We start from the raw sequence: 13,224 nt of genomic DNA, 5'->3' as shown, positions 1-13,224 counted from the left end.
CATGATGATGCTTCCCCCCGAAGAAGTGGACCATCGGCCCAGATCACTCACTTCCCAGCAAGATCACTTTCCACACTTGGAGAGATACCCCCGCCGGAGGCGGCCACGAGCGGTGCTGTTCGGATTCCTTGAGGCGTCTCACATCGGCGGAGCCGTGCGCGATCGGGGCTGTCCAGTTAACGGCTCTGTCCCGTAAACCGTACGGTCCCCTCGGCGTCCCGCAGCTGGATCCCGCTCAGGGTCACTCCGCAGGGGACGGGGCTGGTACGCCTGGTCCGCCGTGATGAGGTCAGGGTCAAGCGCGGAGGAACGGGTGGAGCTCGAACTCGGTGATCTTGCCGTCTCCGGTGTGGGTCAGTCGTTCCACAGGTCGCCGCCTCCGCCTCCACGGCTGTCGACGGTCCCGTTGGTGTTCACCTTGGTGCAGGAGGCGAAGTACCGGTTGTAGAGGCCGGGGATGGTTTGTTGCCGTGTGGGCGCCCAACGGGTGGCGGTGACCATGCCAACGTTGACTCGGCTGTCGGTGTCGTACACCCAGCAGATCACTACCTCGGCCGGGGGCGAATCCACCGGGCCGAACCTGGCGGTGACCGTGATCTGATGCAGGTTGGTCACACCGAGATTGCCTGTCCTGCAGGACCATTGACCCGCGTACCGCGGGATGTCACAGGAAATGCCCGCCGCGGACGCCGGAGACGCGGTCGCCAAGACGGTGGTGGCCAGGGCCACCACCGAAAGGGCCGCCGCCGCGAGTCTGCTACCTGGTTCGCGGGTCACGTGTCCTCCTTCGTTGGTGGACTACTCTCTGATCCCCTGCCTGCAGGATCTGGAGAGCCGGGCAGGGGCTCCGAGATCGATACAACGCCGAAACGCGGGTGGCCGCACCCTGATGACCCGACCCGGCCACTCGGCTGGAGCGGCCAGGTCGATTGCCCTGAACCGCATCCTGACCGCTGGCGACTCCTCGCGATGCCGCCCACACCGGTCAACTCCACCATGCCAGGAGCCGATGCCTAAAGCGCCCCGGGACGCCCGGCTAACCTCTGCGCCCGACTGACCTGCGACCTGGCCGTCTCACCCCCGACGCCCGTCCCATCGCCCGCGTCCTCCGCTACCGCTGGAGCGTCGCCGTGGCTGCAGACCCCGACACCGGCCTCCCCACCTTCCTGGCCCTGCCCGCCACCGACCGCGACGTCGCCTGGATCATCCGCGAGAACCGCAGAAAAGACCGCCTCACCCGCCTCCCGCAACGGGAACCAGACCCGTCTCGCCCATGAACACGTGCCGTTGGGAGTCCCCCCAACGACCCATGTGGACCATGGACTCGATGAGCCTCCGGCCGGAGCGGTCAGGACGTGCCGAAGGCCCTTGTGGCCATACCCCCGAACCGTGGAGACCTCCAGTAATTGATCTTTCGGTTGTTGATCTACGAACGTCGTTCGCTTGTGGTGGTGTCCGCACGGTGCGTGGCGCCCGCCCGGCCCGCGCTGGTCCTGTTGGTAATGAGCGGCGATCCCTCACCTCCGCTGCGGCCCTGCGATTCTGGCGTTCGGTCGATGATCGAGAGATGCTCTCACACGCCTTGCACAGCCTCGGGCAGGCCAATCTCATTGTTGGCAGACTTGAGCGGGCCGAGCGGTACATGCGCGACAGCAGAAGGCTTCGCGAAGCCGCAGATCATCCCAGCCTTCACGACCGCCAGGCGCTCGCCGCAGTGCTACGCCGCGGTGGCCGCCTGGCAGACGCCGCGCAGGAGATCCTCGCGGACCTCGTCCGGGCGCGGGCGATCGGCGACGGGGGCGGGGAAGCCATGGCGCTGATGGAGCTCGCGAGTATCCCTGAGCAGGAGCGTCCAGCCGGTGTTCCCGCTCAGCCCGTCGAGGCTGCTCTGGTCGTCTACCGGGAGATGGGGGATGTCCACGGAGAGATTCGCGCGTTGCTCCAGCTCGGTCAGCAGGCCACCGAACGAGCAGAGCTGCATCAAGCCGTCGAGCATTTCGCTGATTGTGCCCGCCTTGCCGCCGACATCGGTGAGCACCAGACGGCGGCCCAAGCATCAGCGAGCCTGGGCACCCTTCATGGTGGCATCGGACAAGTAGCGGAGGCGGAAGCTTATTTCGCTGACGCGCACTCCCGGCAGCTCCTGGACCACCTCGAGGTCACCCGCCAGACGCTGCTGGCCATCACCCGGCCCCAGCCCCACGGCCCCGAACCAGCCGCCGAGCTCCAGCTCCCACCCGGCTACTCCGAGATCCTCGCCCTCCTGGCCGGCCACCCCCACGGCCTGCACCCCAAAGACATAGCCGCAGCCCTCGGACACGACCCCACCAGCAAAAACACCGTCGAAGGCATCCGCGCCAAACTTAAACGCCTCGTCGGCCGAGACCTCGCCACCGAACCCCAAAAAGGACTCTTCATCATCAAAGAACCCGAAAGCTAACAGAAAACCCTCTTCGAGGCTGCTGGAAAAGGCTCACTGGCTGCTCGGAATCGACGCTGTCACCATGGCAATCTTCGACGACGCAGTCGTCCTGCTCGCTTTCGCCTCCGGAGCCGTCCAGCACCTCAAGGGGTTCCGGATCGATGACCCCGAGTTCGTCCGTTGTTCAGTCGGACACTTCGAGCAACTTTGGTCGGTCTCCAGCAAGCTTCGCCCGGACCTGCCCTCCTCCCGGCCCACCGGGCGAAACTCAGGATGACCTAGTCGGCGGACCTGGAGGTGCGAGGCGTCCGCAAACAGTCTGAGCCTGCTCCCCGGTCCCATCGGGCGCCGGAGAGCAGGTTCAGCACAGCGCGGTGTCTCACCACTCGAAGAGATAGCCGGAGTTCACTCCCGAGGTGAGGGACAGTTCACCCAGGCTCACCTTGCCTCCGACTCCGATCTCGTAGCTGACCGACCCACTCCACTTTCCGCTCAGAAAGTCCAATGCCACTTCTGCTTTGGCTCCGCCCCCGACGCCGACAATGAGCTTCGGCGCCACCGCGGCGGAGACACCGATCCCTCCTCCGGTCTCCTCGGCGTTCTGCGTGTTGAGGCGAAGGACGACGGTGAGATCGGCTCCGGCGCCGAATTCGAGGCCGCCCTTCCCCTGCATGCTCATCGAGACGCCGACCGAGTCCCAGTTGACACATGCCTGGGCTCCGACTGTGAGGAGCGCACCGACGCTCGTTTGCCCGCAGAGGGAGCCCGACTGGAACGCGGGCCCGCCCGAGATCCCGATGAGGGGGGACACCCGTCCGGTCGCCTTGTTGAACAGGTCGTTGACCACCTCGAAGCGACGCCGTGTCCAGTCGGGGATGACGCGGTCGGAGTTGTGGCCCCCGATGTGGCCGCGGGACCCGCCACCGCCGTTCCAGTCGTGCTGCGCGGCCCGGCCGACCGTGGGGTCGATGACCTCGGGTGGATGGAAGGGGTTAGCCCTGGGGTCGTACGGCATCTTGAACGGCTTTGCCTTACAGCCGCTGTAGAACGCGCCATATCCCGACGTGCAGAACTTGGGGGTGTATCTCCAGGTCCTGGCCCGCTCGGCGGCGCGGTGAAGCTGACGATTGTAGTCGTACTTGCTTCGGTTCTTGGCGGCGGCCGCGCCAGGGGCCGTCGTCGGGCCGTCGTTGTCGAGGAAGTACTTCAGGCCGTCGGGGTCGGTCATGGTGGTGGGGTTGTTGGCCGCGTACGCGTAGGCGTTGAGCTGCTGCGGGTCCTGGGAGTCGACGATCGGGTCGACGGACAGGAACCTGCCCAGGTCGGGGTCGTAGTCGCGGGCGCCGAGCCGCGTGAGGCCGGTCGGCTGCTGAATTCCGCCGACGAAGCCGCGCGAGCCCGTCCAGGCGGGCTGGGCCGCGCGGGGGTTGCCGAACGGGTCGGTGCGGCGGAGGGCCGTCACGGAGTCGGCGGCGTTGACCGTGAGCCGGTCGGTGCCATGGTGATCGTGCGCGAGCCACTTCAGCCCGCCAGGCCCGCGAACGCCGATCGGCCCGCCCCCGAATTGGTAGTAGCGGGTGCTGCTGAACCGGCCGGTGGACTTGTCGTAGCGGATGTCGTCGGCGCCGAAGTGGACTGTGACGCCGGTGTCGTCCGTGGTGGCGACCTGGTTGAGCTCGGCATCGTAGCGGTTGGTGGTCTTGGCCGACCCGGAGGTGACGGTCTCCAGCTTGCCGTGCGGGGTCCAGGTGAGGGTCTGCGGACCCGAGGGACCGGGGCGGCTGATCGTGTTGCCCGCGGCGTCGTACGCGTAGGCGGCCGAGGTGGCCGCGGCCGTCCGGGTTCCGCCGCTGATCGAGGTGACGCCGTGGGGCCGCGCCTTGCCGGCGGCCGGGTAGGCATATCGGCGGCCCACGGTGCGAGCGGTCGCCGCCGAGCCCGCGGCGTGATCGGTCTCGGTGAGCCGGTTCCCGATGGCGTCGTAGCTGTAGGTCGTCCAGTACGGGGCCGGGCCGCCGACGCCGCCTCCAGGCGAGCCGCACGCGGTGGCCGTGGTGGTCCAGGCGTGGGTAAGCCGCCGGAGCCCGTCATAGGCGAAGCACTCCATGTCGGCGCTGCCGACCTCCGGCCGGTCGGCGATCGAGGTGACGTTGCCCGCCTGGTCGTAGCCGTACTTCAGATCCTGCACGCTCCCGGCCGGGCCTCCCCGGCTGTGGACGACGCTTTCGGAGAGCCGCCGGGTGCCCCGCTCGAAGTAGAAGGTCTGCGCGACCTGGCGGTCGGCGGCACCGGAGAGGAACTGGGACAGCTCGCCGAACTCCGAGTACGCGGCGTCCACCACGTACGGGTCCTTGCCCTTCATCGCGTAGGGAAGGCCGAGGCTGTCGTAGCTGTAGGTGAGCGTCTCCTGGCTGTTGCCCGGCAGGGCGGGCAACGTGACCGTCGCAGGGCTTCCGTCGGCCTTGTACGTTGTCGTCGTGACGTACTCGCCGTCCAGCGGGCTCATGCCCGCGGGCAGCGTGAGCTTCCTTCCTGTGGGCCGGTCGGCGGCGTCGTAGCCAGTGATCTCGGTGGTGTGGTTGTCGCCGCCGACATGGCGGGTGGACGAGGTGAGCTGCCCTTTGAGAAGCGAGTCGTAGGTCCACGACGCGAGCTGCGTCCCGGCGACGTCGTCCCGGAACTCCCCGATCTTGCGGCCGAGCTCGTCGTACCGGTAGGCGAGGGTCTCGCCCCGCGCGTCCTTGGCCTTGGCGAGCTGACCGGCGTCGTCATAGGTCAGGGTGCTGACACCCCGGTCGGGGTCGGAGACGCTCTTCTGGCGGCCGAGCAGGTCGTAGTCGTACCGCCAGGTGTTGCCCGCGGTGTCGGTGACCGTGGCGAGACGTCCCGCCTTCTCGTAGGTGTACCTGGTGGTGGTGGAGTCGCCGGTCGGGGTGGCGGCGGCATAGAACTGCTGCTTTTCGGTCACCCGGCCATGGACGTCGGTATAGGAGGCGACGGGGACGGCCCCCCTGGGTGGGGTGACCTCGACATGGTCTCCGAAGTACTTCGTCGTGGTGCTGAACAACTCGTTGCCGAGGGACCGGACGGACGTCACCGTGGGCCGTTCCGCTCCGTCGTAGGTGGTGCGGGTCATCGCCGTCACCTCGGTGTCATCGACTCCGGCGAGCGCGGTGCCGGGGGTGCCGGTGTCGGCGTACGGTCCGTTGGCCTGGAACGTCAGCCCTCGGGAGTCGTACAGCGTGTCGGTGAGCACCCGCAACGGCCCTTCACCCGCAGGCCCAGGTCCCCATGCCTGTTTCTGGCGGGGACGTAGGAACCCATCGAACAGCGCGTAGCTCGTCGTCGTGTTGCCGTTCGCCTTGAGGGCCGCGGTCGACACCCAGCTCGGCCCGTTGGAGCGCACTTCGTAGGCGTACCTGTTGTTCGGAGTGTCGCCCCTGCCCTTGTCGCGTCCGGGCAGCCAAACCCCGATCAACCTGCCCAGCGCGTCGTAGGTCATGTCGGTGCGCCGCCCGTTGGGATCGGTGGCCTGGACGGGCTGCCCGAGCACGAGATCGTGCGTGGTCGTGGTGACGTGCCTCTTCGGATTGGTGACCGTCACGGCCGTGGGCAAGCCGGTCCTCGGCTCGTAGCTCGTCGTGGTCGTGCGGTCGAGGACATCGGCGACGGTCAGCGGACGGCCGTAGGCGTCATAGGTGGTGCGGGTGCTCGGGATGTGCGTGGCCTTGCCGTCCACGTAGTCCTTGAGCTCCTCGATCCGGGTCGCGTTGCCTGCGGTGGGTGCGGCGCCCAGGGCACGCCCGTCATAGGACGTGCGGGTATGGGAGATCGCATCACGCGGATAGGAAGGCGTGGTGCCGCAGGCGACGCCGTCGGTCCGCACCTCGGACGGCAGGTCGAGCAGCCAGCTTCCTTCGTTGCGGGCGTACGCGGTCGTCGTACACCGGTCGTCGGTGGCGACGGCGAGATCACCACGATCGTTCACCTGTACGGGCAGGCCCTGGTCGTTGTACCTGGTGTTCACCTCGCTGGTACGTGTGCCACCGGCCTTCAGCGTTTCCCGGGTCGTCGTGTTATCGGGCTTGACGACGTAGGCCTTCAACGTGCCGTGGGTCGCGGTCGGGCCCAGCTTCCACGGCCTATGGACGACCGTCGTCAGCACCGGCCCACCGGCGCCCTCGTAAGTGATCTCCTTGCGGAGGAATCCGGCGAGCGGGTCGGTGTCGGCGATGCCGTCCACCGTCGCGCCGTCCATTCCCCGGAAGTATTGGTACAGCGTCGAGGACTGGGTGCCCTTCGACGGGTCGCCGTGCTTGACGTGCACCTTCTCGTAGCCCCGGTACTGGGACCAGGTCCGCAGCTTCTCCGGGATCAGCGGATTGTCGTCCTGACGCCAGGCGGTGCCGCCGACGTACTCGTAGGCGGTCTTCTCGGTCTGCTGCCCGCCCACCCGGTCGAGCTGCGAGATCGACTGCACGACGTACTTGTTCATCCAGTCGTTCACCTGGACGTGTTCGTCCGGCGTCCAGATCACCGGGTAGCAGCGGCTGGTGTTGGCCTTCGGGTCCGGCTTCGAGGCCGGGACGCAGTCGGTGTCGAGGTAGTGGACCTCCACCGTGCCGCCGGACTCGTTGTTGACCGTGGCGATCCGCCATTTGTTCATCGGCAGCAGGCCGTCGGTGTCGGAGTTGAGGCGGTTGGGCTTCTGGACGCCGCCGAAGGTCACCTTCGGCAGCGAGACGGCCTGGCCGACGACGTTCGGCCCTGCGGCGAGCCCGGTGTGGGTGATGGCGGCCAGCCACAGCGACGGCGTGGTGCCGTCGGTGTTGGCCGGGTGGCTGTGCTCGAACGTCCACCGGTCGACGTCGGTGAACGCCCCGCCCTTCCACACCTGGGTGGTGACCTTGGCCAGCCGCTTGGTCGTCCAGAACGTCGGGAAGTACTTTGTCCCGCAGTTCTGCCCGTCGGCGCACGCCTGGTCGGTCGGGACGTCGGAGCCGCCGCGCTCGGCGTGGTCGAAGACCACGGCGGCGGTCGCGTGCTCCCCGGCCCGTCCGCCGTAGTCGATGCGGTCCAGCACGCCGCCGCGCACGTACTTGGTGGTCTTCGCGCCGTCGAGGTTGCGGCCGTAGTTGTTGGTCTCGGTCGTGTAGGAGTACGTCATGACGTTGCCGTGGGTGTCGACGACCTTGTCGAGGTTCCACCGGTAGGCCTGGTTGCACCACGACGCGTCGAACGTGGACGCGTGGCACGGCTCGCCCGACTCGTTGCCGTAGACCGGCACCGTCCACGCCGACGAGGAGTTCTGGCCGAAGAAGTACTGGGTGCCGTCGGTCGTCGTGACCTTCCAGTACTCACCGGCCCCTTCCGTGCCGCCCTTGTCGCCGTTGGACGCACCGGTGAACCGCTCGACCCGCGAGCCGTCGTCGCTCTCCGGCCGCCACCGGAGCACGCCGTCGCTGCTCTTGCCCGCGTACACCAGCGGCGTCGAGCGCCCGCCGAAGCTCATCGTCGCGTTGTCGAGCTCCCAGCACAGGTCGCCCGTCTTCCTCTCCGTCGCGGCGACGTCGTCGGCGCAGCCCTTGTAGGAGCGCTCGATCGACCCCGGCCACATGGTCCAGCCCTCTCCGAGCACCGAGGTCTGGTTGTTGGTCGCCGCGGTCCGCCCGTCCACCGCCCCGGACGAGTACGACAACGACAGGTCGGGCTTCAACTCGCCGGGCGCGGCCGGGAACCGCAGCGGGTAGGAGTAGGTGAAGTCGCCGGACTGAGTCGACACCGCCCACGTGCCGGCCGGTGACAGCGACGTCGCCCGATAGTCGCCCGTCTCTCCGTTGGGCTCGGCGGCGAGAGCGAAGGTCGCGCCCTCCCCTGTCACCGCCGCGTCAGCGGTGGCCTTCCCCGCCTTGACGTCGTTCTTCGTCTTCAGGACCTTCGCCGCCGAGCCCTCGCGTAGCTCGACCAGCCGGAGCCTGGCCGCCCAGTCCCCGCCATAGGCGTAGCGGAACGACGAGTAATCAACGGTGAGGGACACGCGACCGGCCTCGGCGTTCCCGTCCGTACGCCTCAGCTTGAGGATGAGCCCGTCAACGCCCTGCTTGACCGCGCCCGCATGGTCGACCAGTTCCACCCCCACCTCGGCGGGCGGCCCGGCCTTCGCCGCGCCGTCCGTCCCGGCCGGTACAGCGGCGGCACCCACCCATACCGGGAGCCCGCCTGCCCGTTCAGGCGCGGCGGATCGAGCCGAGGGCGGTTTCGCCTCCGCCTTGCCCGCGGATGGCCAGGACACCGTCGGCCGCCAGGCCTCCGCGGCCTCGGCGGTTCTGTCGACCGGCCGCGGCTTGACCGGCACCTTGGTGGTCTTGGCCAGGTGCGGCGCCGCGGGCTTGATCGGCGGCCACGTCGCCGCCGCCCCGGCGGGCGCCGCGTGCACACCCGTGACCGCCCCCATGACGAGGGCCACACCAGCGCTCAGAGCTGAAAAGCGACGCATGAACATGGCGGACGTTCCTTCAGGGTGAGGAGATCACGTAGCCGAGCGGGAGACCGGGTTCGGCGTTCCCCTCGCAGAAGCGGTCGAGCGACTCGAACCGCTCGCCGTCGTCCCCACGGCAGGCGAACAGCTGCCGGCTCGCCAAGCCGGTGGGCGGTGCGGGCCAGAGCCAGCCCACGGGCCAGGCGCCCAGGTCTCGCTCGCCGTCGCAGTCAGGGTCGGTGGACAGGAACTCGTCGAACGTCTCGGGGTCGCTGACCTCGCACATCCGCAGCCGCAACGCCTCGTCCCCCGGATCGGTCAGCGCCAGGTAGCCCAACGCTCTCTCGGCCTGGTAGCCGGTCGGCAGCTGTTGGCCGTGCGTGCTGGCCCAGTGCTCTCCGTCCGGGCCCCGATGGCGGATGAGGGGCGCGAGCATACGGACGTAGCCGAGCAGCCCTTCGGTGCGCACCCGGTCCGGGGTGCTCTCGCAGTCGTCCCGGTGGGAGAGATAGTGGTCCCCGCTCCCCACGACCGCGCACCGGTAGACCGGCGCGGTCGGGACGCCCCCGGACGGCGGACTCGCGTACAGCCACCCGGCCTGGCCGAGGAGCTCCCGGCCCTCGCAGCCGACCGAGAGGGCGAGGAAGAACCCGCCGGAGTAGCGGCAGGAGTAGACCGGCCGGGTGTTCGGCGCGCCCTCCGGCGCTGTGAAACCGCGCGAACCCTCAAGGTGGTATCCCGGCGGCACCGGGCCCGGTCCGGTGTAGCGGCCGACGCCGTTCCCGCTGAACTGCGTGAAGGAACCCGCGAAGAGCGAAGGTGGCTCCGGCTCCGTCTGACCGCTGAGCTCAGCGATCGCCGGGTCGGGCAGCACACCGTTGTAGAGGTGGACCTCGTCGATCGACCCCCGCCAGGGGGCGACCGGCTGCCCCTTGAGCTTCGCCCGGCCGATGACGAGCGGGCCCGTGGCGTTCCAGGTCGAGGTGAACGGCGCCGAGCCCGCGAGCGCGCCGTTGACGTAGATACGGATCTCTCTCTTCTGCGCGTCGTAGACCCCGGCGAGGGCGGTCCACTCCCCCGTGACGGGCGCGGTCCCGGCCCCGGTCGCCGCCACGTAGGTCGTGTCCGGCTCGGTCTTGTCCGGCGTGGCGACCATGTGGAAGACCCATCGGTGGACGTTTCCGACCTTGGCCTGATGGAGGTAGAAGCCGCTGTGCAGGGCGCCCTCCTGGCTCACGGCGGTCCGCTCGTCGTCCAGCACGTCGGTCCTGACCATCGCTGTGACGGTGAAGCTGGAGTCGGTGCGCACCGCCGGGCCACTGGTCAGCCCTTGGCCGTCGGTGAAACGGACCGCCCCGCCGACCTTGCCCGGGACCCACGTCGCGCCCGTCAGGGCGGCGGTGCGGTAGTGTCCCGAGACGTCGCCGGCGCGGTCGCCCGAAGGCTCGTCCAGCGGGTAGTGCGCCTCCGCGACGGGGGAGGCCGCCAGGCGGTCGATCTCACTGCGGGCCGCGGTGTCTCCCGCTTCGAGGTACGGGAGGTCGCTGAGCGCCCGATCGTACATCCGTACGTCGTCGACGTCGCCCGGCCAGGCGTTCCCGAAGGCCCCGCGCGCCTTGCCCCGGCCCAACTGGATCGAGTCGGACGCCCACGGCGTGGACATCGTGGTGGTGCCCTGTGGAACGCCGTCCACGTACAGCGCCATCTCCTTCGTGGTGACGTCGTAGACGCCGGTGAGATGGGTCCATACACCGACCTGAGGCGGACTGGCGGCCACAACGTTCACCGCCTGTCCGTCATCGGCGTCCTTGGTGACCATCTGGAAGCCGTAGCGGTTGAGCTCGCCGATGTAGCTGAGCGAGAAGGCGAGCATCCGATCGCCGGTCTGCGAGACCGCGATGCGGGTCGTGCCGCCGGTCTGGGCGAGCCTCACCCAAGCCGAAACCGAGAAGCTCTGGTCCGTGCGCACCGCGGCTCCGCCCCCCGGCGCGACGTGGGAGTCGACGTTTCCGTTGAAGCGCAGGGCGTCACCGACCCGACCCCGGGTCCACCGTGAAGACCCGATGACGGTGCCATCGTGGTAACCGACGCTGTCGGGGACGGCGGTCTGGGTCCAGCGCCCGTCCAGCGGCCAGTGCGCCACGGCCAGCCGGCCCGGCCGCACATCGAACCGGTAGTGCACGCACTGCGGGCTCACGTTGTTGGCCCGATCGACGGCGCTCACCCACACGTCCCAGGGCCCCTGCTTCATCGGCGTGACCTGGAATGTCGCGCTGCCGCCCAGGGTGTTCGCGCGCATGGTGCGGGTCGTGCGGCACTGGGTGCCTCCCTGGGAGAGGCCGTATCTGTACTCGACGACGTCGGAGTCCCCGGCCGCGGCGGAGGCGGTGAACGTCACCGGCGCGCCCACCGTCGGCGTGCCTGACGGAAGGCTGACCGACGGGGTGCCGGGGGCCTGGTTGTCGATGTCGAACTGGCACCACGGTGACGGGCCCCACGGCCCGTCACCGTATTGGTCGGCGCTGCGGGCCCGCCAGGAGATCTGGCGTCCGTGGGCGAGCGCCCCCTGCGGAATGGTGGCCGAGAACTCGGTGCCGTTGCCCTGATATCCGTGCGCGGAAGCATTGATCATCTGCCCGTGCCGCGTCCACCACTCGAACCGCGTCCACATCGGGTCGCCGTCCCTGTCCCTCGCGACGGCGCGCAGCGTGATCGGACCGGCGGCGTTGTTGATGTAGTGGGGGCTGTTCTCGTTGGTGCTGCACGAACGCTTGATGGTCCCCGCCGTCCAGGCGTGGTTCGTGGGCGCGGAGGGCGGCCAGTTGTAGTGCACCAGCAGGCGGTAGGAGTTGAACTTCTTCCAGCCGTACTGGTCGGACTCACTGGTGCCGCGCAGCATGAAGGCGACCCGATCCGTGCGGGCGTTGGAGTACCGCACCTGGTCACCGACGCCCCAGCCGATCCACGCCGGACCGCAGTCCCCGCTCGTGGCGTATCCATGCATCACCCTGCGCGGTCCGCCGATGGCGCCGGACAACGTCGTCTTCTGGTTGCCCCAGTCGAGGCTGGAGTCGAAGGGGTTGGCGTGGTGGAGGTTGATCCCGAACTCCCGGCCGGCGGGAGCCGAACAGGCCGGTGCGTACACCTCGTGCGCGTTGAACTCCGCACCGGAGGTGACGTTCGGGACGCTGATGATGTTCGCGCCGTGCAGGCTCCGGATGTCGAACTGGACATAGGTCCGGGCGGCCGCGATGCCGTTGCAGTAACCGTTGTTCCAGCACTGGCCGACCTTGCCGAGGTTCAGCCCATCGAAAGGACCCCCGCTCTCGACGTCTCCGCCGCCGTACCAGTACGAGTTGCCCGGCTTCCCCTGGAACACCTTGGCCCAGCCCGCCATGGGCATGTTGAGATCCGGATCGATCGACACCGGGAACTTCGTGGCGGGGTCGGTGAGGAGTTTCTGGTCCGGGATGACGTTGACCGCGTCCCGGGCCAGGTCGAAACGACCGACCGCGTCGCGCGACCCGGCGTCCCACATCGCTGGGGCCTGTGACGAGAAGACCGTCTCGCCCTTGGCACTGACAAAGGCGGCCCCGCCGCCGTCGTTCTTCCGCAGGGTCAGCTTGTTCGTCTCCACGCCGAAGCGCACCTTGCGCAGCCGCGGGTTCCGCGCTGCCTTGCGGGTCTTGACGACCAGCACCTCGCTGAAGCCCGTCGCGTTCGCGGTGAGCTTGAGATCCACGCCCGGCATCACTTCCGGATATGTGGCCGTGGAGCCCTTGAGCACCGGCGTCGGCAACCGGCCCTGCCAGCGCAGCGCCACATGGCGCTCGCCCCGGCCGAGCCGTACCAGCGGTCCCTTCCCGCCGCCCGAGAAGACCAGTGGCTCCGAGACCGCACGTGGTGCGACCGAGCCGTCGGGCGTCCGCGTCAGGGTGACGTCGACCGGCGTCCACGCGCCGCCCTGCCGCACCCGTACCGGGCCTGGATGCAGCTGAGCGGTGAAGTGGCCACGGGGGTCGGCGTACACCTCCATCGTCTCGGTCCGCTTGGCCCTCACCTCGACCCGCTTGCCGGTCTCGCGGGCCCGTGTCAGGGCGAGGCGCTCCGCCGAAGTCGGAGCCGAGCTCGCCCACGTCGCGCTCGCCGCCACCGCGTCCGTGTCGCCGCTGTCCGCGCCCGCGCCGCCGCCGGCCAGATCATCCCCGGACGCCCCGGAGAGCAGGGCCGCGACCGTGACCATGACCACCGTGCTGCGGACGACCACGCCGTCCGCCGCTCGCAACCGCATCTCCCACCCCACGTCCCCGGGAGGCAAGCCTCC

General features: G+C 69.0%; 4 protein-coding genes. 1 reads left to right on the top strand and 3 read right to left on the bottom strand.

Translation table 11 applies throughout. The features are described from left to right. Window positions 1–354 precede the first annotated feature (354 nt). On the bottom strand, window positions 355–777 hold the full coding sequence (locus ABZ810_RS46435; protein WP_358414839.1) for a hypothetical protein: 423 nt from the start codon (window positions 775–777) through the stop codon (window positions 355–357). Between the two features lie 790 nt (window positions 778–1,567). Here ABZ810_RS46435 and ABZ810_RS46430 point away from each other — a divergent pair. Continuing rightward, window positions 1,568–2,440 (top strand): hypothetical protein, encoded by an 873-nt coding sequence (locus tag ABZ810_RS46430; protein WP_358414836.1) that lies wholly within the window; start codon window positions 1,568–1,570, stop codon window positions 2,438–2,440. A gap of 361 nt (window positions 2,441–2,801) precedes the next feature. Here the strand turns inward: ABZ810_RS46430 and ABZ810_RS46425 are convergent, their stop codons facing one another. Both ABZ810_RS46425 and ABZ810_RS46420 read right to left on the bottom strand, forming a co-directional pair. After that, on the bottom strand, window positions 2,802–8,876 hold the full coding sequence (locus ABZ810_RS46425) for an RHS repeat-associated core domain-containing protein (RefSeq protein ID WP_358414833.1): 6,075 nt from the start codon (window positions 8,874–8,876) through the stop codon (window positions 2,802–2,804). 61 nt (window positions 8,877–8,937) lie between these two features. After that, window positions 8,938–13,191 carry a LamG-like jellyroll fold domain-containing protein gene (locus ABZ810_RS46420; RefSeq protein ID WP_358414830.1) on the bottom strand — a complete coding sequence of 1,418 codons (4,254 nt, stop codon included), beginning with the start codon at window positions 13,189–13,191 and terminating at the stop codon, window positions 8,938–8,940. Window positions 13,192–13,224 lie beyond the last annotated feature (33 nt).

This window comes from Spirillospora sp. NPDC047279 (genome assembly GCF_040643285.1).
Taxonomy (GTDB): Bacteria; Actinomycetota; Actinomycetes; order Streptosporangiales; family Streptosporangiaceae; genus Spirillospora.
The sequence above is the reverse complement of the archived record's forward strand: the minus strand, read 5'-3'. Positions and strand labels throughout refer to the sequence as shown.

Bases quoted from the DNA above. Each gene is read 5' to 3' on its own strand.
- ABZ810_RS46430 (WP_358414836.1), top strand. From the start codon at position 1,568: ATGCTCTCACACGCCTTGCACAGCCTCGGGCAGGCCAATCTCATTGTT.
- ABZ810_RS46425 (WP_358414833.1), bottom strand. From the start codon at position 8,876: ATGGGGGCGGTCACGGGTGTGCACGCGGCGCCCGCCGGGGCGGCGGCG.
- ABZ810_RS46420 (WP_358414830.1), bottom strand. From the start codon at position 13,191: ATGCGGTTGCGAGCGGCGGACGGCGTGGTCGTCCGCAGCACGGTGGTC.